This is a genomic window from Ruegeria sp. SAZD013 (assembly GCF_059612525.1).
In genome coordinates, this window is the sequence record NZ_JBXWQT010000018.1 from 64,526 (window position 1) to 83,742 (window position 19,217).

The following is a 19,217-nucleotide window of genomic DNA, read 5'->3' on the forward strand; positions in this document are numbered from 1 at the left end:
AAATGCTTTAGCAGGGCGGTATCAAAAGGGGCATTCATCGTCTTTCTCCTTGTTCCTGTTGCCACTGTGACAGGGGTAAAAGATCTTCGCTTGAAGACAGCCCTTAGAAATCCCTGTGAATTCATTTGGATTTGTCTAGAATTTCAAAGATCAGCTTGGATCAAAGGTTTGTCTCATTGTTTTACCGTTTTGGAGATTGCGAACTCGACACTGCCAGCCGCCGACTGAAATGCGCCGGTCTGGAAGTTGCCATCGAACCGCAAGTTTTCGATTTGCTGCGGCTTCTGGCGGAGAACCCTTCGAAATTAGTGACCAAAGATGAGATCATTGACGCCGTCTGGGGCGGGCGCGTCGTTTCCGAAAGTGCCGTCAGCGCCCGGATCGCTGCAGCACGCCGTGCGATTGGAGACGACGGAAAGCAGCAGAAGGTAATTCGGACACATCACGGGCGAGGTCTGGAAATGGTTGCTGTTGTTGCAGGCGGCGACGCCACCGACCGACCAAATTTGGAAAAACCAATGGCTCCCAAGGTGCGATACACGATCTCAAAGCGCGGGCACTCTTTGGCCTATCTTGTTTCCGGTTCCGGGTCACCGCTGTTTCAGCTTGATGGCCCGCCGCTTAGTAAGGAGAAGGCGTGGCACATACCGATCTTGCGGGATGGCTATGATGCCTATCGAGAGGGTCGTACGCTCATTCAAATGGACTGGGCCGGAACGGGTCTGTCGGAGGCGTTGGATGAAGCGCTTAGCATCGAAGAGAATGTCGAGGATATGGTCGCCGTTGCCGATGCCGCCGGGTTAGACCGATTTGCTCTCATGAGCGAATCTGGTGCGTGTTTGCCAGCCGTCCTATTCGCTGCAACGCATCCTGAGAGGCTCACACACCTTGTCATCGTTGGCGGGTATGCAGAGGGCCGCGGGATTCGTGAGGCGCAAGGCCAGCCCGAGGTCTTGAAGGCTATGATGGAGGCAGGTTGGGACCAGCATGAAGGCGGGATCGCCACTGCCTTTCTCACGGCCTATTTTCCCGAGGGTCCGGCCAAAGGCGTGCGGCAAATGGTGGGACTAATGCAGGAAAGCGCCTCTCAGAAATTCATGCTCGATCACCGCGACCGGTCCAACAATGCATCAATCATCGATGTATTGAAGAATGTCGAATGCCCGACTCTGATCATTCAAGGTCGCAACGATTCAATACATCCTTTGGTGCAGGCGAAGAAACTTGCTGCAGGCATTCCCGGCTCGGAGCTGTTGGTGTTGGAAAGCGCGAACCACCTGCCTGTCCCCGGCCACCCCACATTCGATGTGTTTATCCAGGCGCTCCGGGGTTTTCTCGATGCCTGACAGATAAGGCGCGCGGCTGGAGGCAATGGCTCCTTCGTCCCGCACTGCTGCCATTTAAAATGATCAACACTGCACCTGCAGCGAATGGCAGCTTTGCTGGCCTCCATTCACTTCCGGCAACACACAGAAAAACCCTGCTGCGCCGCCCCCAACCCGAACCCTACAAATCCCTGATCCAGAACTGCAACGGCTTCAGCGTTTCTCCCTCTTCCCCGATATCCTTCCACGAGAATTGGGCGATTGCGCCGGGTAAGGGCTTGTATCCGCGGGCGCGCCAGAAGGTATCCAGTGGGCGGTAGTGGTCGGGGCGCAGGGGGTGGTCGGTGGGGCGTTGCACGCTGCAAAAGGCGCATTTGGCAAAGCCCAGATCGCGGGCGTGCCCCTCGCGAGTGTCGAAGAATTTGTGGCCGACGCCCTGCCCGCGATAGTCGGGCAGCAGGACGGATTCAGCGCAATAGAAGATCTGCGACAGGTCCAGCCCGGTGTCTGCGAAGGCCGCGGCGAAATCGTCGGCGTGGTCGGTCAGCGGCGCACCGGTCGAGGCGCCGATCAGGCGGTCGCCATCGAAGGCGCCGACCACGATGGCCTTGTCGCTGTCGCGGTAGGATTGCAGGTAATTGCGTTCGTATTCCAGATCGCCGTCATAGAGATAGGGCCAGGCGTGAAATACCCTGATCCGCAGGCGGGCGACATCATCCAGAGCGGCCCCGAGTGCCGCTCCGGTCAGGGGGCGGACGTCGGTGACGTCAGCCATTCGAGACCTGTTTGGTCCAGTCTGCAAGGTTATAGAAGGTGGTGACGCGGGTGATCTTGCCGTCCCTGAGGTCAAAGAACGACCCGGCAGGCAGGCGATAGGTCTGGCCGTGCGCGTCGGGCAGGCCCTCGTCGGTTTCCAGATAGGTGCCGTTGACGATGAATTCGGCCGCGGCGCGGGTGCCGCCCTGAGCCTCGAACACGACGATGTCGGTCAGGTTTTCTCGGTAGCAGCGGTTCATATGGGCGCAAAAGGCGGCGAACTTGTCCTTGCCGACGCGAATCTGACCTTCGTTCACGTGATGGGCCACGTCATCGGACAGGCAGGCCAGCATGCCATCGACGTCACCGGCGTTGAAGGCATCGAAATAGGTTTTGACGGTCTGGTTCATGTCCCCTCCGTTGGTTCGCCCCAGCGGTCTTTCAGATGCTGAATGATCTGGTCGCGGGTCTGTCGGTAGTGGTGTAGCTTTTGTTCGCGGGTCTCGCCCATCCCGGTAGGGTCCATTATTGGCCAATAATCGACATCGAGGTGAAAAACACGGGTCAGTTCCAGCGCCTGACGCTGGCTGGCGGGTGAAAGCGCCACAACCAGATCGAACGAGCTGAGGTCATCGCCCCATTCCTGCATCTCGTCAAAGGAGCGCGACCGGTGGCGGGACAGTTCCACGCCGACCTCGTGGCAGACCGCGATGCTGAAGCCGTCGATTTCCAGATCGTTATGCACACCGGCGGACTGGACATAGGTGCCGGTGCCATAGAATTTCTTCATCAGCCCCTCGGCCATCGGGGACCGAACCGCGTTGTGGTCGCAACAGAACAGGACCGACTGCGGCAGAGGCTTCACGCGTCAGCCCCCAAAATGCAGAACGCAGATCAGCGTGAACAGGCGGCGGGCGGTGTCGGTGTCGACATCTGCCTTGCCTTCCAGCCGTTCCTGCAAAACACGGCTGCCTTCGTTGTGGATACCCCGGCGGGCCATGTCGATGGTTTCGATCTGGCTGGGTGGCAGCGATTTCACCGCGTCAAAATAGCTTTCGCAGATCTGGAAGTAATCCTTGACCACCTGCCGGAAGGGGCCGAGCGACAGGTGAAACTCGGCCGCTTTTTCGTTGGCCTCGGTTTCAATGTCGAAGACAAGCCGTTTGTCGCGGATCGAAAGCTGGAGGTGATAGGGGCCCTCGGGCACAACGCGGTCGTCGCGTTTGGGCAGCGAGAAGCTGTTTTCTTCCAGCAGATCATAGATGGCGACCTTGCGCTCCTGCTCGATCTCGGGCGTTGGCGGCGGCAGATTTCTATCATCCAGTTCGATATGCGAGATGCGGGTCATCTTTACAGTCACATTCCTTGCGTCAGCACAGACCTATAACAATGATATTCAACGGGCAACGCACAGAAACACCATATGCGCCCGGTCTTTGCGTCATTTCAGCCATTCAAGCGGTTCAGGCGCGCGGTGACCGAGAGGCCATGCGCCTCGAGGCTTTCCGAGCGCGCCAGCTGTTCGGCGGCAGGACCGATGGCACGCAGGGCTTCGGGGGTCATCTGGCTGAGCGTGGTGCGCTTGAGGAAGTCCATCACGCTGAGGCCAGACGAAAACCGTGCTGAGCGGGCGGTGGGCAACACGTGGTTGGGACCGCCGACGTAGTCGCCGATGGCTTCGGGTGTGTACTGACCCAGAAAGATGGCTCCGGCGTGGATGGTTTTTTCGCTCAGCGCGCGCGGGTCGGCCACGCAAAGTTCCAGATGTTCCGGAGCAATGCGGTTGGACAGGGCTGCGGCCTCGTCCAGGTTGCGCACGGTGATCACCGCGCCGTAGTCACGCCAGCTGGCCCCGGCGATGGCGCGGCGTTGCAGGGTTTCCAGCCGTTTTTCGACCGCCTGCGCGACAGATTGGCCGAATGCGGCATCGTCGGTGATCAGGATCGACTGCGCGCTTTCGTCATGCTCGCCCTGGCTGAGCAGGTCCAGCGCAATCCAGTCGGGGTCATTGTCCTTGTCGGCGATGACCAGAATTTCCGAGGGGCCCGCGATCATGTCGATGCCGACCTTGCCAAAGACGCGCCGCTTGGCGGCGGCGACAAAGGCGTTGCCCGGCCCGGTGATCTTGTCGACCGGCGCGATGGTGTCGGTACCATAGGCCAGCGCCGCCACGGCCTGCGCGCCGCCGATGCGATAAACCTCATCCACACCAGACAGTTTTGCTGCCAGCAGCACCAGCGGGTTCACCTGTCCGTCCGGGGTGGGCACCACGATGGCCAGCCGTTCCACACCGGCCACCTTGGCTGGGATCGCGTTCATCAGCACCGATGACGGGTACGAGGCCAGCCCACCCGGCACGTAAAGCCCTGCGGCCGAGACGGCAGACCAGCGCCAGCCGAGTGTTGCGCCCGTTGCATCGGTCCATTCCTGATCCTCGGGCATCTGCCTTTCGTGATAGGCCCGGATGCGGGAAGCCGCCAGTTCCAGCGCCGTGCGATCTTCGTCCGAGACCTGCGCCACCGCATCCGCGATGTCCTGTGCGCTGAAGGCCAGTGTTTCGGGTGTCAGCGTCAGCCGGTCGAATTTGGCTGTCAGTTCGATCACCGCCGCATCGCCCCGGTTGCGCACATCGTCGATGATCTGCGCCACGACCGCATCCACATCCGGGCTGTCCTCGCGCTTGGCCAAGAGCAGGGTCCGGAAGGCGGGTTCGAATTCGGGCGATGTGGTATCAAGGAAAACGGGCATGATCTGGCACTCCGGGCGTTGCGCATTGGGACATATCGCCCGGAGCGCGCGGCCTCAACCCTCAGTCCCCAAAGTGCAGCGATTTGCGCATCGGGTATTGCGGAATGCCGTGCCAGTCACCGGGCCGGCCTGCCGGTTGCCATCCCTGTTTCAGATAGAACGCGTGCGCCGTTTGGGTGGCATCCAGATGCGCCTCGGCACAGCCGCACACAGTCAGTTGCCGTTCCAGCCGGTTGAGCAGCGCACGCCCCACCCCCTGCCCCGTATGATCCGGATCGACATAGAGCAAAGTGACCGTCCCAGTTTCCAACAGCCCCCCGACGGCGGCCACCTGCCCCCGGTGTTCGGCCAGCCAGATCTGCGATCCGGGCCTGAACCAGCCCCGTATGGTGGTCGGGTCCTTGTTATCGGTCCACCGCCTTTGATGGTCCGGGTCATTCTTGTGATCGGCCGCGCAAAGCTGCGTGATCGAACGGATCAGAACCCGGCTGAGGTCGAACACGTCGAACACGGTGGCCGGACGCAGGGAGATCCCTTCGGACACCTTTGAAAACGCCTGAGAAATCCCGCGCTTGTTCTGCATCTATTCGGGGTGATGCGGGGCCTGACGGGATGGGGCCTGATAGGGGCGCGTGACGTCCTTGAGGGTGGCATCCAGCGCCTCGACCGTCAGGCGGATCGCGCCGTCACCGGCCAGCGTCAGCAGGACATGGCCCGCGCCATCCTCGCCGGGTTCGAAAACAACTGACATCAGCGACATGACCATGTCGGTGTCACCGCGATCAATGCCCTGACTGGACACCGAGAGAACCGAACCGAAGACCAGCACCGACTGCACTCGTTCAAACGGGCGGTCGCGGCGGGCGGCGGCATCCTTGTCTTCCCAGCGGAAGCGGTTCAGCAGCAGGCCAAAGCGGCGCTGCGCCGGTTGCCACTTCATCTCGGTCACAGGAAACACGGCATCCTGCGCGAGGGTCGAGATTACCTGAAGGTCATCTGCATCCTCGGCCCCAAGATTTAGCGGCGCCTCGCGCCCGTCTTCAAAACTTGCGTCTGTCATTGGCCCTTGATCCGTTCAATCTTTGCACCCACGCCTTCCAGCTTGCGCACCACATGTTCATATCCGCGGTCCAGATGATAGACCCGGCTGACCGTTGTTTCCCCTTCTGCCGCCAATCCGGCAAGGATCAGCGAGACCGAAGCCCGCAGATCGGTCGCCATCACCGGCGCCCCTTTCAGGCGTTCAACACCGGCGACCGTGGCGGTGCCGCCATGCACCTCGATATGCGCGCCCATGCGCACCAGTTCGGGGGCGTGCATGAAGCGGTTTTCGAAGATGCGTTCTTCGAGAACCGAGGTGCCCTCAGCCGTACACATCAGCGCCATCATCTGCGCCTGCAGGTCGGTCGGGAAGCCGGGGAAAGGTTCGGTCACCACATCCACCGCGCGCACGCGCCCGTTTTTGCGGGCCACTTTCAGACCGCCTTTGGTTTCTGAAACGCTGACGCCTGCCGCATCCAGCTTGGCCGCAAAGGATTCGACCAGCGACATGCGCCCGCCCAGCAATTCCACCTCGCCGCCACAGATCGCCGGGGCCAGCATATAGGTGCCCAGCTCGATCCGGTCGGTGACAACCTGATGTGTGGCCCCATGCAGCCGATCGACGCCCTGAATTTCGATGGTCGAGCTGCCTTCACCAGAGATCTGGGCACCCATCTTGCGCAGGCATTCAACCAGATCGACGATCTCGGGTTCGCGCGCGGCGTTCTTGAGCACCGTGGTGCCCTTGGCCAGCGTGGCGGCCATGACGATGTTTTCGGTGGCCCCGACCGAGGCAAAGCGCATCTGGTGCACGGCCCCTTTCAGACCACCCGGAGCTTTGGCGTGCAGATAGCCGTCCTTCAGCTCGATCTCGGCGCCCAGCGCCTCGAGCCCTTCGACATGCAGGTCCATTGGCCGCGCGCCGATCGCACAACCGCCTGGCAGTGACACGACCGCCTGCCCGAACCGCGCCAGCAAGGGGCCCAGCACAAGGTTCGAGGCGCGCATCTTGCGCACGATGTCATAATCGGCGGTCTGACTGGTCAGGCTGTGGCTGGACATTGCAATCACCTGACCGTCTTGCAGCGAAGACACCTCGGCCCCCAGTGATTGCAGCAGCGCGGTCATGGTCTTGATGTCGCTCAGCCGCGGCGCATTGGTCAGCGTCAGCGGTTCTTCGCTTAGCAATGTTGCGGGCATCAGCGTCAGGCACGCATTCTTGGCCCCCGCAATCGGTATCTGACCGTTCAGCGGGCCATTGCCCGTTACTAAAATCGAATCCATCTGCTCTTATCCCTTGTCCTTGTCAGGCTTGTCCCCCGCGGTCGCGCGCGCCTTGGCCTGCGCCTTGCGACGCGCCATGTTGGCCTTGAGCGCCGCCTTCAGCCGCGCCTCGCGCGCATCGCCGGATTTACCTTGTTTTTTGGGTGAATTTTTTTCCGTCATGATCTTTCTCTACAGGAGGCGAAAAAAACCGTCCAGACACCCTTGCGCCGCGTTTCGTTTGAGTCTAATCACCCGCCCACAGCGCTGCTGTAGCTCAGAGGTAGAGCACTCCCTTGGTAAGGGAGAGGTCGAGAGTTCAATTCTCTCCAGCAGCACCATATCCCTTAAAAATTCACTTAGTTATCAATATATTACGCTTTTGAATATATTTTAGGCTTACTCCTTGGCCCACCTTATGGAAATACCATTCTCAATTTGGTTGTTTGCTATCCGAAAAATCGGCGCGAGTACCAACTGTAGTATACGATATTGGTTTTCTCGAAGCCTTGCGACGCTTCCGGTAGCACAGCAGCGCCATCAAAGGGGCTGTCGAGGATTACTGTCATCCAAACTTCCGCCTTCCGTCAGCCTGCCGGCGTGTACCAGATCGGCGAGGTATAGGCGCGCTCCTGCTGCGACATTGGTGCACCTTCAGGAATCTCGATCCCGTAGCGATAGGCATCGTAGACATACCAAGGCGGTGTGGGGATCTCCAATACCCGGGCGTAGTAGAAGGCCGGGCGTGCCGGATCGAAATCCGGGTCGGTCCAGACGGTCGCAAGCTCGGATGCCCCGATCGAGTTGGCCCAGCTCGCCGTTGCCACATTCACCGTATCGCCTACCGCGGGCAGCATGCCATCCGAGCCGGGGACGCGCCCGTCGGACCAGGCGACGTCATAGATGGCTTCGCTGGTCGTGCCGTCCTCATTGAGCCAGCCCTTCACGACCTGGATGCGGTCGAGGTTGGCGCCAATCGGATCCCTTAGCGCGGCCACCATGAATGTTGGCGCCTCGGCACCGTCGGGTGCAGCGGACAGGTCAGCGCCCATTGGCACGCCTTTCGAATACCCTACGGTTGACGGAATACGAGATGCGATATCGGCCTCGTCAAAGTCCCAGCCACCGAAGAAACGAACCGATATTCTAGGGCCGGTCGTGGCGTAGACTTCCTTGCGCGCCATGGCGTCGAAGATGCTTTCGCGGGTATTCTCCTCGGCCCAGACCGCCGTGAGACCGGCAGCGACCATCTGCCAAGCGAACAGCTCACCGTTTTCATTCTTCATGAAAGGATGCTGCATCCGCTCTGCGGACGGCTCGTACCCGGTGTGCTTGCCAAAGAAATTCTCTTCTTCGGCGGTCACAAGACCGGTATGACTGTCTGTCGCGCCGCTGAACCCAAACTTGTAAGGATTTGTCCCGAACTCAGCTTCCAGCGCCAGCCCGCTCTTCAGCGCTTCGCGGGCATATTCTCGCGCCAGCATATCCTCGGTCTTGGCTTCGGATAGATCGAGGTTGCCGACATCCCAATTGTAATAGTCGGCAAACTCGTCATTCGGGCTGAGAAACGGGTGTGCCTCGCCGTCGCCCTTGATCTGAGTGATCTCATAGAGCGGTTCCCATTTGGCCCGGGCTTCAACGTACTCTTGAGTCACAGGCGAGCCGTCGAACCGGATGTCGATCGGAAACATTACGCCGTTGGACAGGTTGCCGTTATGTGCAAGTGCCAGCACCGCGCCGTTGGTCTTCTCCTCGTAGGCCTCGAGATAGGCATAGAGATCCATGGGATCGGGACTGCCCCAGGGCGGCGTCATCACCATGGGAACAACTTGCCCAACGCGGTCCGGCCCATCGCGGAAAATCACGTTGCGGTGCATGTTGTTGCCCGCGACGAGCGAAGTCCATTCGAACCCGAGCATTGGGGTAAAGATGCCGGGCTCGTAGAAGCGCTCGGCGGTCTTGAGGTTGTCCGACCAAATCGTTGCGAACCTTCGCGAGCCGGGCATGTAATTGTTGAACATTTCCTCTTCGATGGCGCCCTGAGAAACGCTTCCGATCAGGTCAAGCGCTGTATCCACTGCTGTCTGTCCGCCCGCGCGGAACCCGTCGGACCAACGTTTGCCCTGTTCATAGCGCGTAACCGACGGATTGCCTGCAAGAGCGTCGAAGATCATGCCCATACCATCCGAGTGATCTGCAATAACCAGCCAGTCTAATGGGCGCGACAGGCGAACAGGCTGGCCAGAGGACGCGATGATCTCTTCTCCGCGCGCAAAACGATAAGCATCCTCATGGTCAAGGCGCGCACCGAAACCTCCGGCGTCCATAGATTGTCCCGTATGAAGATGCGTCTCTCCCCAAAGTGGCCGTTCCGGGAAAGTTCGACCAGCATAGGGTGAATAGGCCGGCGCTGGATAGGTATCGGCGAGCTGTTCCGAAGCTGGGGTCCATTCCTGCGCATGGGCTGGCATTGCCGTAGTGAGGACAGTCGTTGCGAGCAAGGCAATCGCGTTTTTTACGGCGGCGTGTCTCTGCTGTTCCATGTCTTCTCCTCCCAACGCTTCTGTTTTAGCATAAAACCATATTTTAGCATAAAACCATATTTTAGCGGTTTGGTCGAACAGTAGCCATGACCGAGATCAAACGGACGTCGTGCTTGGTATAGAGATTTGGCGCGGGCAATCTGGCCTGATTAAGGGCGCCTGTTTGGTGTCAAAGCTTCCGTGCCATGATACCCTTGCTCATCGTAGAATGCATGGAATCCGGCGGCAAGCGTCGCGAGGTTGGCGATTGTATATGCCTCAAGATTACTTGGGTTTTGTGTAATAGCTTGCAATCACATCGCCGACCGTAGAGCTTACCCCCTTGTGGCGACTGATACCCGAAGGCCTGATGATACGCATGCGAACGCTTCTTCTTTCCCCGCTTGTCCATTTCTTCGCGCTTGGTGCCCTGATCTTTGCCGCATACGCGGCGATCGAGGATGAGCCAGTTGCGCTCAGCCCCGATATGATCAGCTTGACCGAGAGCGAGGCAAACCGACTGGTGCAGAACTTCATTGCCACCTGGAACCGCCCCCCCACGATCCGGGAGTTGGAGAACTTGATGCAATCGTGGGCGCTGGAAGAGGCCTATGTCCGCGAGGCGCTGATCCTCGGACTTGATCAAGGCGACGTGGTCATACGCCAGCGATTGAACCAGAAGATGAAGTTCCTCGCAGAATCCGGCGCCGCGATGGTGGAACCAGATGAGGCCATGCTTCAGACGTATCTGGACCAAAACCCGGAACGGTTCACGCAAACCGCTCGAATGGCTCTGGAACAGATCGTTGTGCCCGGAGATCGGGATACCTTAGAACTTCTGGCGCTGCTGGAGAACGGTGCCGACCCGGCGACGCTGGGACCGGCTACTCTACTGCCACAGTCCTTTCCGATAACGCCTTCGCCGGTGATCGACCGCACATTTGGAGAGGGGTTCCACGAGGCGCTGGCGGACCTGCCGGTCGGAAAATGGCAGGGTCCGGTCGAGAGCGGCTATGGCCTGCATCTCGTGCGGGTAATCGAGAGAATGGACGCCGTGCTGCCACCGCTGTCCGAAATCCGCGACCGCGTAAAGGCCGAATGGCTCGCCGCTGAGACAAAGAAGATGCGCGAAAGCTTCGGTCAAGCGCTGCTGGATCGCTACACCATTATCTTGCCCAACGCCGAAGAGGTGTTGAACAGATGAAACGGCTGCTGTTACTTCTGCTCGCCATTTCCGCCATCTGTCTGCCGGGATACGCGCCGGCCCACGCGCTTGATCCAGGGTATCTCGATCTCGCGTCCATGGGGCAAGAGCGCTGGCGCGTGACCTGGCGCGCACCTGACGTGAACGGTCGAATGATGCCCATAGAGGCTCGCCTGCCAGGGAACTGTTCACATGAGCCGCCTCCGTCACCGTCCTTTGATGGACGTGCCTGGACAACCGCATGGGTAACCACCTGTCCAGGAGGCCTTGAGGGCGGTGTGATCGAGATCGTCGGGCTGGAGCAGACCAGAACGGAAACCTTAGTGCGGTACGAATTGGAACCCGGACAGACGCAGGTGCGTCGCCTGACATGGACCGAAACCGCATTCACTGTACCTGAGGATCCTGGGGTTCTCGACATCCTTTCGAGCTATGTCGCGCTCGGAGTGACACACATCCTCGAAGGCCTTGATCACCTGCTTTTTGTCTTCGCGCTTGTGCTGCTGATACGCGATCGCAGTCGGTTGTTCTGGGCGATCACGGCGTTCACAGTTGCGCACAGCATCACGTTGGCTTCGGCCACTCTCGGCTGGCTGAACCTCCCTCCTCCACCTGTCGAGGCCGTGATTGCGCTTTCAATCGTGTTCCTCGCCCATGAGCTATCGCTTTCACCGGAGAACCGTGACCCGTTGGCCGTGCGTTTCCCCTGGATCGTCGCTTTCGCATTCGGCTTGATACATGGTCTGGGGTTCGCCGGGGCACTGAGAGAGATCGGCTTGCCTGAAGGGGACATTCCACTGGCCCTGTTTGCTTTCAACGTCGGGGTAGAGCTTGGTCAGATCCTGTTTATCGTTGTGGTACTGACCATTGGGTTCGCGGCCCGGCTTCTCTATCCGGCAGTAAAAGAGCGAGCGGTCCAGCTTGAACACGTGACAAGTTACTGCATTGGTAGTCTAGCCGCCTTTTGGGTAATTGAACGGATTGCGGGATTTTGAGCGAAGTTTGAAGAAGCTACCGAAAAAGCCACTGGTGCAAACCTTCGCCCGCGAACACCTATCCAAGCTTTATCGGCGGCTACGCCAAGTTGTCTGACGTGGATTGGAATAAGCGTGAGGTCATAGCAATTCATCTGGTTCATCTACGAAACTACACAAATGCATTACTGCGGTTGTTGGATTGGTTTGATTGAAACAGGGCTTTCGGATCAAAAGAACCACTTATGCCGTCATCGTTATTGATTTCGGTGTATATAACAAGTTGGGTGAAAGGCCCTCTGGCTAGATCAATTCAGTGTAAGTGGTGACAGCGCCAGGGTTGGTATTAATGGTCGTGTCTTAGGCTCAGGACCTACAAATCTTGCTCGTATAAAGTGATCGGCTGGCTGCGAGGAGCTGCAACTATTCAATTCGGGCGGAGGTCTGCCTTGGTTCAGGGGATTTAGGCTCGCAATGTTCCGCCGCCCCGGATTTCCGGAGCGGCGGTTGTCATGTGATACTTGGAGGGGTCGGTCTAAGTTTCAGGAGTTCGCGTTGCAGGTCCCCCATTTTACGTCGCCATTGCCATCATTGGCCTGCTGGATGAGGTCGGCGCAGACAGGACCGTCGAAGGCCTTCGTGTCCTCAATGTTGAAAGTGATCGTCTGAGCCGTATCCATGGCGCGGGTGCGAATATCCCCATTGTCCAAGTTGTACTGGAAGCTTACCCAGGTGGGGTAGTCATCGCCTGCGCCGTTGTCCTGCGGGTCCTGGATGTTCAAGGGCACGGTCACCGAGTAATCGAAGGCCTGCTGGATGCGGCCCAGCGTTTCGGCGTAGTTCAGATCGCTGTAATCCTGGTTCATTGACGTCCAGAGCATCCGGACATTGCGGTTGGCCGACCCGATGTCGGCAGGGATGCCTTGCCCCGACGGATTGTTTGCAAGATCAAATTGGGCGGCGTACTCGCGCTGGTCCTGCTGGAGCGGGCTGTTGACCATGACCCGCAGATCGCTGTCGGTATCGCCGGTGTAGACGACCTCCAAGCCACCTTCGTTGAGCTGGAAGAGTGCGATATGGCCGCTTTTGTCGACCGCCGAGAAGTGCACGCCGTGGTAGCTGTCGCTGCCGCGCATCTTTGCTCCCCAGGCGATCTGGAAATCTCCGGCCTCGTGTCCGGCGACGACCTCGGCCACGGTGGCGTAGTTCTCGGCGATGAATGTCGTCAGGTCTGCCATGTTGACCGCTGGCGCACCGCTATCCTTGTGCTCGGTAACGAACGGTTTGGAGTCGTTCATGTAAAGGCCCATGGCGCTCAGGCCCTGGTCGTTGATTGCCTCGGCGGTGACACCGTGGAATGTCTCGTGCTCTTCCATGGCAACCGTGTGATACTTGACGGTCCATTCCTTTACGTTGGCGTATTCGGCAACATCAGAGGAAACGCGGGCTTCGCCCTCCGGGTGGACACGGGCATAGGCGCCCAGACGGCTGCCGCCCCAGTCCAGCGAACGGGTCACGATTGTGCCATGGTCCGTGTCGGCAACGAAGCGCGAACAAGCATTGGCTGTGACGGCAGTGGTGGTCACAGTGGCAGCCAGGATGGCGGTGATGGCGGTGGAGGTCCAGGAGCGGTTCTTGGTGTTGGAGGCTTTCATCTTTCTGTTTCCCTTCGGCTTTTGCGGATCTGTCCGCGTTTTCGATGATTGGGACTTAGCCAACGGTGTGATGAAGCGGGACGTCGACAACTGTTAACAACAGTTGGGCGATCAGAGCCGAACGCCAACCGATCCACCCGATGGGGAGCAATTTTGCAAACAGGTTGCAAGCGCGGGCTTGCGGCTTAGAGTTTAGGGGTTGAAGCTACAGAGGCTGACCATGAGAGACCAACCGAGCAACGAAGAGATAGCCCAACAACTTGAGCAAATCCTGGCGTCGCCTGACTTCACGGCTGGCCCAAGGATACAGAAATTCCTCGCCCACATTGTTACCGAAGAACTTGAGGGTCGGGGCGAATACCTGAAGGGCACTGCTCTTGCGATGGATATCTTCGGACGCGGCGCCGATTTTGACTCAAACAATGACTCCATTGTCCGGATCGAAGCGATCAAGCTGCGCAAGGCAATTGAACACTACTACCTGACGGCTGGTGTCGCCGACGAGATCATAATCACCGTTCCGAAGGGCAGGTATCGCCCGCAGTTCGTGCGGCGCGCGGTAGAAGAAAGCAAAATCCAAAAAAGAATCCCTCGTGGACTACCAACACTCGCAATCTTGCAGTTTGAAGGTGCGGACTCCGAAAAAGCCCTGATTTTCCGAGAAGGGTTGCCTGAGGAGATCGCGCTCGAGCTCGCCCGCTTTGGCCAGATCAAAGTGTTGTCAGGTTGGCACACCGACCACTCAACGCGGGAGATAGGGCAACAAGAACTTATAGAGAGCTCAGACTACATCTTGAGAGGCAATGTCCGGGAGGCTGGTGGGAGCCTGCGTGTGTCAGTTCAACTCGACCGAAACCCTGGAAAAGCTTTAGTCTGGTCCGACAGGTTTCGCGTTTCCGGCGATTCAGAAGATCCCTTCGATGTGCAGGAACAAATTGCGCGGCAATGCGCGACCCGTATGGCGGACGCCTACGGCGCAGTCGCCGAAGATCTCAATGCGCAATACTCCGGGAGGCGTGCGGAAGATGCAGGTGTCTTTGAGGCCCTTCTGGCGTTTCACGCACACATGCGGACTTCACGCCGATCCAGTCTCGAAGAGTTCAGTGACCTCATCGACACCGCGCTACGCGACAATCCTTCGAGCGGGTTGGCCCACGCGCTCAAGGCCATTGCACTAATCGAGGAAGCAGCTTTGGGCGCCCGGTCTGCGGAAGATGTTGTCTCCGATGGAAGGAGCCATGCAGAAACGGCCATCGCGTTGGCACCTAACTGTCAGGAAGCTCTCTACGCCGCTGCGAGTTTCGCGCGATTCCACGGTGAGAACACCCGGTACGCAAACCTGATAGAGCGCGCTATCGAGGCGAACCCGAATGCCACGTTGTTGACTGCGATGGTGGGAGGTTGGCTCGCCGCAATCGGGGACACGCGAGAAGCGACAGCCATGATCGAAGGCGCAAGAGAACACAACCCGCTACTGCCAATCTGGATCAACATCCCTTGTGCGCTCGATCCCTTCATGCGGGGCGAATACGAGGTGGCCTCGGATATGATCAGCGAGGTGGATGGCCGTGACAATCTGTACGACTGGATGCTGATTGCCGCCATGCATGCAATGGCCGGGCGAATAGATATGGGGAAAAAGGCTCTGGCGGCATTCTTCGAGGCCGGGGTCGACCCAGAATATTTCCTGCGTTCGATCCCGCTTGCGGAGCCTGTCGCAGGACGCATCGAGCAGGGGATTAGCGCTCTACTCTCCGTTAAATGAGCTCCAACCGAACGCGGGCTTTGGAAATTGGCGCTGTGTTTTGCTAACGGTTGCCCCTTCCGTCAGACGGCGGAAAAGTCGGCATTCTTGACGTTCGATATGGCGGTTCCAACCGGCGTAAGCCCGTGATTCAAGGGCGACGGGAGGAATGCACATGTCGCATCTGTTTTGGCATAAGTCAGACCACGTGAACCGCATCAAACACCTTTTCCCGAAACCTCGCGGGGGTGGACGATCCGACGACCGAATGGTGCTTAGCGGTATCATCCATGTCATTCGAAACGGCCTTCGGTGGCGAGACGCTCCGGCGGATTATGGGTCGCACAAGACGCTCTACAATCGTTTTGTGAGATGGTCCCGCATGGGTATCTTTGCCCGTATCTTTAGGGAACTGGCTCAGCTAGGACAGGATGGTGAAACCATCATGATCGACAGCACTCACCTGAAGGCACACCGAACAGCGTCAAGCCTCTCAAAAGGGGGGGCTCGAACGCGTGCCATCGGTCGCACAAAGGGCGGTTTGAACAGCAAACTGCACACGGTCTGCGACAGACGTGGAAGGCCACTGACGTTCTTCCTCTCATCTGGCCAGATGAGCGATGCAAAGGGTGCTATGGTGTTGCTGGGCAACCTTCCACGAGCCAAATCACTCTTGGCAGACAAAGGGTATGATGCAGACTGGTTGTGTGAGGCGCTTGCCGAACGCGGCACCGAGGCCTGCATACTGGCGCGACGTGGTCGAAGAAATCCGGCTGAACATGACGCCAAGCTATATCGTCAGCGCCATCGCATCGAGAATCTGTTTGCCAGATTGAAAGACTGGCGCCGTATCGCGACGCGCTATGACAGGTGCGGTGACTTGTTCCTGTCCGCCATATGCCTTGCCGCGACCGTCATCTTTTGGTTGTGAGTCCTGACCGTAGGGACATGGCAACCTGGAACGCATAACTTTGCCCCGAGACATCAATTGAGCTGTTTGGGTCAAAGTTCAGCCAGACGCAGAATGCGGAATCGTTGCTTTCGGCATTGGTTAAAGTGATAAAGAACGTGCGGTTTTTCGGAAGAATTGTCTGCTTCTTAAACCCTAGATTTGTTCTTTCTCTGTCGGCCCCCGCCGCTACTGCAATTGCAAGATATCCGGAACGCATAGCTTTCTTTTTGTCGGCATTTTGTCCGCACCATCCGATCGTTTCAGTCTTTTTGGTCCGTCTTTGACCTTAACCTTCGGCTTAGCCAGCGGGCCCTTTAAAGTCACTGGCCACGGACTTCTCGAAAGAGGCTCTCCGATTTTGCGGGGTTGTAGATTTAGGTCCAAGGCCTTGCCCGCCAAATCAACAGCACCAAAGACGACAACCTGGACGTGATCTGTTTCCAACGTGGTTTGTTTCGTCGAGAGGTTCCCATTGGAAATACTAATCGGCGCTCGCAAACATACAATTGGAGCTACCTTCTGTTTTTCCTTGGTAAACACCCAAGGTAGCAGCCCTAACCCTGCCAGATCTAAAAGCTGAGTTTCGATCGAGCCATCACGCAGTGACACTGTGGCGTTGCCGCTCATAGTGTTAGTAAAATGCTTAGGTGAATCGGTTCCCCCTGTCACCGAAAAGTCTGTATAGATCTTACCGCTCGCGCCTTTCTTGAAGTTCAGATTGTGAAGAATATCCTCCAACTGCCAGCCACCTGCTTTGCCGGTCAACGTGAGCAGGTGCGCGTCGTTTGATAGATCCATTTGCCCGCTGACGTCAAAATTTGCGCCCCCGTATTCAAACTTCAAAGGCCCAGCCTTCAGCTCGTTTTTGTTGAGCGTCAGTTCGCTCTGCAAACTGCTGATGCCCTTGGCACCCTCTATGTGCCGAAGGTCGATGTCGACATCCATATCCATACCGGACAAGAGAATTGAACGCCCGATAGGTTTAAGCGTTACATCTCTTAGCGCACCTTGGTCGCGCTCGTCTTCTTGCTTAGTTTCTTTCTCTTCCGGCTCTGGACCGCCTATTTTCCTCAACTGTGCAGCAGCCTGAACGATGGTTCGGATCTGATCTACCTTTATCAGGTCACTCTCTATGGAACCCTGCAGTACAGGGTCACTTGTCGCATCATCAAGATCGGCCACAATTTGCAAGACCGAGTCGGCAACCTCGACGTTGGCACTCGCGTTCCAATCGGTGCCTTCACTAACGATGTCTATTTCAAGGCGAGCCTGCCCAGTTTCCACGCGTTCAAGCGATAGAGCCTCCAATAGGTCCGCTCCGGATGGGACTGCGACATCAATGGCCAAATCCAGGTCCTCGAATTTAAGTACGTTTTTAACAGTGCCATGCACCTCGAGGTTCCAGACTTCCGTTTCGCTTGTCTTTGCATCCAAATTCGTCAGCGAAAGCTGATTGATGTCACCGTTCAAATGGAAGCCGCCGGAAAACCTGCCGAGTTGGTCGTCCGGTCCTAGGAGTTCTGGTGAGATCAAACTGCTTGCATGAATATCCATTAGGCCTTCGGCTGATATTCCTTGCACCAGAAGCGCGTCATCGACCGAACCTTTCAAAATGATAAACGGATTGGCGGGTTCCCCAATTCTCAGGTTGATGCTCCCGACCCTTAAGGCGCCTTCGGGTGTTCTAGAGAGCTCGGAGAACTCTATCGGGGGCGGGCCTTCGCCAGACGTGTCCAACGTGAAGCCGTTGGTCTCAATAACCATTTGTCGCTGCGGAACCTGCCCGGGCACGCTGTCAATAACCATGTCGACCGCAATAAGTTTAAGATCATATCGCGATGCGGCAGGGGCTGGTTCAGCATCTTCAGGGTACAACCTAATGCGGGTTGTCAGCGATACGTCTTCCGGGTTTCCCAATTCTCCGACCTGCCCCGTCAGCGAAAGGCTTTGTCCGCCTTCTAATTCAGCCGATACAGATAGGTCGTCAATTCGTGCTACGCCGTCAACTGATTTGAACGTTGCACCAATATTCCCAGTACCTTCCAAAACGCGGTTTAGCTTCAGGATATCGAGAAACTGGCCAAGTTCGGCAACATCTAAGGTCGTTTTCACTTGTAACCCGTTCTCTTGAGGGACTTCCTGAGCGGCAATCGAGATCTGTTCGAAGTTCACTGCAACCTGAAACGGGTCTTCCGCGGGAAATGTCCCGTTCAGATCAAAACTCTCTCCGTTTAGCGAACCAGTCCCAACTGCGGTCGCAACGTCGGTTTCCGTATCACGCTTCAAAAGCAACTCAGGCAGCTGCAGATTCAACTCAAGCCCGTTTAGATCGTTCCGGTAAAGAACGGCAACATTAGTCAGGTCAATTTTGTGGTCCGATAGAATTCCAGCTACTGGCAGTTTCGGAGATTTTGCAGGTTTCCCGGCATTAACGTCCGCTTGGGAAATGGACTGCCAGTTTCCGACGCCTGCTTTGTCTGTGATCAGGTTCAGGTGAACCCCCAAGAGAGAAAGGTCACTCAGCGAAAGTTTACTGTTCCAGAGGTCGCGCGCGGAAACTTCAAACTCAATTTCATCGATTGCTGCCAAGTTCACATCAGCATTCGGAGGTCCAGGCAATACCAGCCCCGCTGCTGATACCTGCAATTGCCGACCAAGACCCAGACGCACTTCATCTTCAATTCTAACCTCTTGACCAAGTTTCTTAGAGATCAGATTTTCAACGAAAGTTTTCCTGACAGAGGAAAACAACGCGGAAGACAGGAAAAGCCAAGCTGCCAACACAGCGACAAACGCGACAGCGCAACAAATCAACATACCTTTCGCAACGTATCGCAAGGCTTTCTCCTAATATTCCGTTTCATCCCGTGGGCAACCTAGACCATTTGATCAATAAGTTAATGAAATATATGGTCGGCTACTATTCTGAACTGTAAATGACCTTGACCGTATAGCTGGCACTCTCGCCGATTTGGTCGAACGTCTAAGAATCGGGTAAATGACCAACGCTCTGTTTGTGCGGCACACCGGCCT

General features: G+C 57.4%; 17 protein-coding genes and 1 tRNA gene. 6 read left to right on the forward strand and 12 right to left on the reverse strand.

Going from position 1 to position 19,217, the window contains the following annotated elements; translation table 11 throughout:
* The first annotated feature begins 176 nt into the window (after positions 1-176).
* Positions 177-1,346 carry an alpha/beta hydrolase gene (locus tag AC2FLU_RS04665; RefSeq protein ID WP_496809029.1) on the forward strand — a complete coding sequence of 390 codons (1,170 nt, stop codon included), beginning with the start codon at positions 177-179 and terminating at the stop codon, positions 1,344-1,346.
* Positions 1,347-1,506: 160 nt separating this feature from the next.
* Here AC2FLU_RS04665 and AC2FLU_RS04670 read toward each other — a convergent pair whose 3' ends face one another.
* The 9 genes from AC2FLU_RS04670 to AC2FLU_RS04710 form a co-directional block, all read right to left on the reverse strand.
* Positions 1,507-2,100, reverse strand: a complete 594-nt coding sequence (locus tag AC2FLU_RS04670; RefSeq protein ID WP_480624008.1) for a GNAT family N-acetyltransferase — start codon at positions 2,098-2,100, stop codon at positions 1,507-1,509.
* Positions 2,093-2,491, reverse strand: a complete 399-nt coding sequence (locus AC2FLU_RS04675; protein ID WP_480488382.1) for a ketosteroid isomerase-related protein — start codon at positions 2,489-2,491, stop codon at positions 2,093-2,095. Before AC2FLU_RS04675 ends, AC2FLU_RS04670 begins: the two co-directional genes overlap by 8 nt.
* Positions 2,488-2,946: an arsenate-mycothiol transferase ArsC gene (locus AC2FLU_RS04680; RefSeq protein WP_209505795.1), complete on the reverse strand. Its 459-nt coding sequence runs from the start codon at positions 2,944-2,946 to the stop codon at positions 2,488-2,490. Before AC2FLU_RS04680 ends, AC2FLU_RS04675 begins: the two co-directional genes overlap by 4 nt.
* A gap of 3 nt (positions 2,947-2,949) precedes the next feature.
* A complete protein-coding gene (locus tag AC2FLU_RS04685) occupies positions 2,950-3,429 on the reverse strand; it encodes a UPF0262 family protein (RefSeq protein ID WP_480520976.1) in 480 nt (159 codons plus the stop codon).
* A gap of 98 nt (positions 3,430-3,527) precedes the next feature.
* Positions 3,528-4,829: a histidinol dehydrogenase gene (hisD, locus tag AC2FLU_RS04690; protein WP_496809028.1), complete on the reverse strand. Its 1,302-nt coding sequence runs from the start codon at positions 4,827-4,829 to the stop codon at positions 3,528-3,530.
* Between the two features lie 61 nt (positions 4,830-4,890).
* The gene (locus tag AC2FLU_RS04695; protein ID WP_496811886.1) at positions 4,891-5,373 is read right to left on the reverse strand and encodes a GNAT family N-acetyltransferase; all 483 of its coding nucleotides are present in this window, start codon (positions 5,371-5,373) and stop codon (positions 4,891-4,893) included.
* A gap of 39 nt (positions 5,374-5,412) precedes the next feature.
* Positions 5,413-5,889 (reverse strand): DUF2948 family protein, encoded by a 477-nt coding sequence (locus AC2FLU_RS04700; RefSeq protein ID WP_480607764.1) that lies wholly within the window; start codon positions 5,887-5,889, stop codon positions 5,413-5,415.
* Positions 5,886-7,154 (reverse strand): UDP-N-acetylglucosamine 1-carboxyvinyltransferase, encoded by a 1,269-nt coding sequence (murA, locus tag AC2FLU_RS04705; RefSeq protein ID WP_496809026.1) that lies wholly within the window; start codon positions 7,152-7,154, stop codon positions 5,886-5,888. Before murA ends, AC2FLU_RS04700 begins: the two co-directional genes overlap by 4 nt.
* A gap of 6 nt (positions 7,155-7,160) precedes the next feature.
* The gene (locus AC2FLU_RS04710; protein WP_480555605.1) at positions 7,161-7,316 is read right to left on the reverse strand and encodes a hypothetical protein; all 156 of its coding nucleotides are present in this window, start codon (positions 7,314-7,316) and stop codon (positions 7,161-7,163) included.
* Between the two features lie 83 nt (positions 7,317-7,399).
* Between AC2FLU_RS04710 and AC2FLU_RS04715 the strand changes: the two genes are divergently transcribed.
* Positions 7,400-7,474: transfer RNA gene (locus AC2FLU_RS04715), tRNA-Thr, on the forward strand.
* 246 nt (positions 7,475-7,720) lie between these two features.
* On the opposite strand, the gene AC2FLU_RS04720 is transcribed toward AC2FLU_RS04715, so the two are convergent.
* Positions 7,721-9,676, reverse strand: coding sequence for a DUF3604 domain-containing protein (locus tag AC2FLU_RS04720; protein ID WP_480555606.1), 1,956 nt, complete (start codon positions 9,674-9,676; stop codon positions 7,721-7,723).
* A 358-nt stretch (positions 9,677-10,034) separates the two neighbouring features.
* On the opposite strand from AC2FLU_RS04720, the gene AC2FLU_RS04725 reads away from it, so the two are divergent.
* Together AC2FLU_RS04725 and AC2FLU_RS04730 are read left to right on the forward strand one after the other, a co-directional pair.
* Positions 10,035-10,859 carry a peptidyl-prolyl cis-trans isomerase gene (locus tag AC2FLU_RS04725; RefSeq protein WP_480555608.1) on the forward strand — a complete coding sequence of 275 codons (825 nt, stop codon included), beginning with the start codon at positions 10,035-10,037 and terminating at the stop codon, positions 10,857-10,859.
* Positions 10,856-11,854 (forward strand): HupE/UreJ family protein, encoded by a 999-nt coding sequence (locus AC2FLU_RS04730; protein WP_480518992.1) that lies wholly within the window; start codon positions 10,856-10,858, stop codon positions 11,852-11,854. The genes AC2FLU_RS04725 and AC2FLU_RS04730 overlap by 4 nt, the downstream gene beginning before the upstream one ends.
* A 521-nt stretch (positions 11,855-12,375) precedes the next feature.
* Here the strand turns inward: AC2FLU_RS04730 and AC2FLU_RS04735 are convergent.
* Positions 12,376-13,488 carry a linear amide C-N hydrolase gene (locus AC2FLU_RS04735; protein WP_480518990.1) on the reverse strand — a complete coding sequence of 371 codons (1,113 nt, stop codon included), beginning with the start codon at positions 13,486-13,488 and terminating at the stop codon, positions 12,376-12,378.
* Positions 13,489-13,708: 220 nt separating this feature from the next.
* On the opposite strand from AC2FLU_RS04735, the gene AC2FLU_RS04740 reads away from it, so the two are divergent.
* Both AC2FLU_RS04740 and AC2FLU_RS04745 read left to right on the forward strand, forming a co-directional pair.
* The gene (locus AC2FLU_RS04740; RefSeq protein ID WP_480518988.1) at positions 13,709-15,253 is read left to right on the forward strand and encodes a hypothetical protein; all 1,545 of its coding nucleotides are present in this window, start codon (positions 13,709-13,711) and stop codon (positions 15,251-15,253) included.
* Between the two features lie 154 nt (positions 15,254-15,407).
* Positions 15,408-16,163: an IS5 family transposase gene (locus tag AC2FLU_RS04745; RefSeq protein ID WP_496811887.1), complete on the forward strand. Its 756-nt coding sequence runs from the start codon at positions 15,408-15,410 to the stop codon at positions 16,161-16,163.
* Positions 16,164-16,370: 207 nt separating this feature from the next.
* On the opposite strand, the gene AC2FLU_RS04750 is transcribed toward AC2FLU_RS04745, so the two are convergent.
* A complete protein-coding gene (locus AC2FLU_RS04750; RefSeq protein WP_496811888.1) occupies positions 16,371-19,022 on the reverse strand; it encodes an AsmA family protein in 2,652 nt (883 codons plus the stop codon).
* Positions 19,023-19,217 lie beyond the last annotated feature (195 nt).

Bases quoted from the DNA above. Each gene is read 5' to 3' on its own strand.
- AC2FLU_RS04670 (WP_480624008.1), bottom strand. From the start codon at position 2,100: ATGGCTGACGTCACCGACGTCCGCCCCCTGACCGGAGCGGCACTCGGG.
- AC2FLU_RS04675 (WP_480488382.1), bottom strand. From the start codon at position 2,491: ATGAACCAGACCGTCAAAACCTATTTCGATGCCTTCAACGCCGGTGAC.
- AC2FLU_RS04685 (WP_480520976.1), bottom strand. From the start codon at position 3,429: ATGACCCGCATCTCGCATATCGAACTGGATGATAGAAATCTGCCGCCG.
- hisD (WP_496809028.1), bottom strand. From the start codon at position 4,829: ATGCCCGTTTTCCTTGATACCACATCGCCCGAATTCGAACCCGCCTTC.
- AC2FLU_RS04700 (WP_480607764.1), bottom strand. From the start codon at position 5,889: ATGACAGACGCAAGTTTTGAAGACGGGCGCGAGGCGCCGCTAAATCTT.
- murA (WP_496809026.1), bottom strand. From the start codon at position 7,154: ATGGATTCGATTTTAGTAACGGGCAATGGCCCGCTGAACGGTCAGATA.
- AC2FLU_RS04710 (WP_480555605.1), bottom strand. From the start codon at position 7,316: ATGACGGAAAAAAATTCACCCAAAAAACAAGGTAAATCCGGCGATGCG.
- AC2FLU_RS04720 (WP_480555606.1), bottom strand. From the start codon at position 9,676: ATGGAACAGCAGAGACACGCCGCCGTAAAAAACGCGATTGCCTTGCTC.
- AC2FLU_RS04725 (WP_480555608.1), top strand. From the start codon at position 10,035: ATGCGAACGCTTCTTCTTTCCCCGCTTGTCCATTTCTTCGCGCTTGGT.
- AC2FLU_RS04730 (WP_480518992.1), top strand. From the start codon at position 10,856: ATGAAACGGCTGCTGTTACTTCTGCTCGCCATTTCCGCCATCTGTCTG.
- AC2FLU_RS04735 (WP_480518990.1), bottom strand. From the start codon at position 13,488: ATGAAAGCCTCCAACACCAAGAACCGCTCCTGGACCTCCACCGCCATC.
- AC2FLU_RS04740 (WP_480518988.1), top strand. From the start codon at position 13,709: ATGAGAGACCAACCGAGCAACGAAGAGATAGCCCAACAACTTGAGCAA.
- AC2FLU_RS04745 (WP_496811887.1), top strand. From the start codon at position 15,408: ATGTCGCATCTGTTTTGGCATAAGTCAGACCACGTGAACCGCATCAAA.